Consider the following 1,415-nt stretch of genomic DNA (forward strand, 5'->3'; position numbering starts at 1 on the left):
GGGTCACGTAAATTTTCTGGGGATTAGTTGTTAAATTTGTTCAAAAAACAAGGATGGATTTTTCACTATCAGGTCAATTTTTACCAACAGATTTATTATTACATTTTGAGATTGTATCTTTCAAAGAATTAGGAGATTTATCCACTAGGAAAGATTGCTTTTATATTTATTTAGATGAAAAGAACAGTCTTCCTTTTAATCTTAGTTCATCGGATTATGAATCTAAGGGTTTCTTTGAAAGAACGATGATTCAAGATTTTCCAATACGCGGCAAAGCTGTTTATTTGTGTATAAAAAGAAGGCGTTGGCGCAATAAATCTGACAAATCTATAGAAATAAAAAGCGATTATTCATTTATAGCTGAAGGTTCAAAATTAACCATTGAACTTTCAGATTTTTTAAAAGGTACAGGTCGAGACCCGAGAAGATACGATAAGTAATATAGCTAGTTATTACGCCATAAAACCCAATTTACTTCAAAGACATTATAAGAAAAAAATCAGTGGTTTTAAAGAGTGGAATCAGTATTCTCATGCAGAAGATTATTTGATTTACCCCGAAAATATTGGTGAGTATTTATCTATCGATGAAGTAAGTTTATCAAAAGGAGAACTTTATACTTTTGTAACCAATAAAAACGGTAGAGGTAAAAAAGGAACATTAGTTGCTTCTATAAAAGGAACAAAAAGCCAAGATATTATTGATGTATTATCTCTAATTCCATTAGAAAAAAGGAAGTTAGTAAAAGAAATAACACTTGATATGGCAAACAATATGCAATTAGCCTCAAAAATGGCTTTTCCAGAAGCATCCATTGTGACAGATCGCTTTCATGTTGTTAAATTAGTATTGGAAGCATTACAGCATCTGAGAATTAAGTATCGATGGGAGGAAATTGAAAAAGAAAACCAAGCGATTAAAATTGCCAAAGAACAGGGTTTAAAATACATTGCTTTAACTTTAGAAAATGACGATACTCCAAAACAATTATTAGCTCGAAGCCGATATATAATAGCCAAAAAGGAAAGCCAATGGACAGAAAATCAAAAGGAAAGAGCTAAATTATTGTTTGAAAACTATCCACTTTTACATAAGGCATATAAGCATACAATGGAATTTAGAAATATCTATGAATTAACAATTAAAGAAGATGCAAAACAAAAGATATTGGATTGGATAAGCAAAACCAAACTATTACAAATGACCATTTTCAATACTGTCTCGAACAGTTTAAATTATCATCTCGATACAATTGCAAACTTCTTTATAAATAGAAACACAAATGCCAATGCAGAATCATTTAACTCTAAAATAAAACTCTTTAGAGCTAATCAAAGGGGTGTTGTAGATACTAAATTCTTCCTGTTCAGAATGGAAAAACTTTTTGCCTAATCCCCAATTATTTTATGTGACCC

At 30.5% G+C, this 1,415-nt stretch carries 2 protein-coding genes; both read left to right on the forward strand.

Features of this window, described 5'->3' with window-relative positions; translation table 11 throughout:
* Window positions 1–53 precede the first annotated feature (53 nt).
* Complete coding sequence (locus AAKU52_RS17430) at window positions 54–440, forward strand: ISAon1 family transposase N-terminal region protein (protein ID WP_354335913.1); 387 nt, start codon at window positions 54–56, stop codon at window positions 438–440.
* A gap of 19 nt (window positions 441–459) precedes the next feature.
* On the forward strand, window positions 460–1,392 hold the full coding sequence (locus AAKU52_RS17435; RefSeq protein ID WP_502931039.1) for an ISAon1 family transposase: 933 nt from the start codon (window positions 460–462) through the stop codon (window positions 1,390–1,392).
* Window positions 1,393–1,415 lie beyond the last annotated feature (23 nt).

Origin of the sequence: Pedobacter sp. CG_S7, from assembly GCF_040544395.1 — a bacterium.
Taxonomy (GTDB): domain Bacteria; phylum Bacteroidota; class Bacteroidia; order Sphingobacteriales; family Sphingobacteriaceae; genus Pedobacter.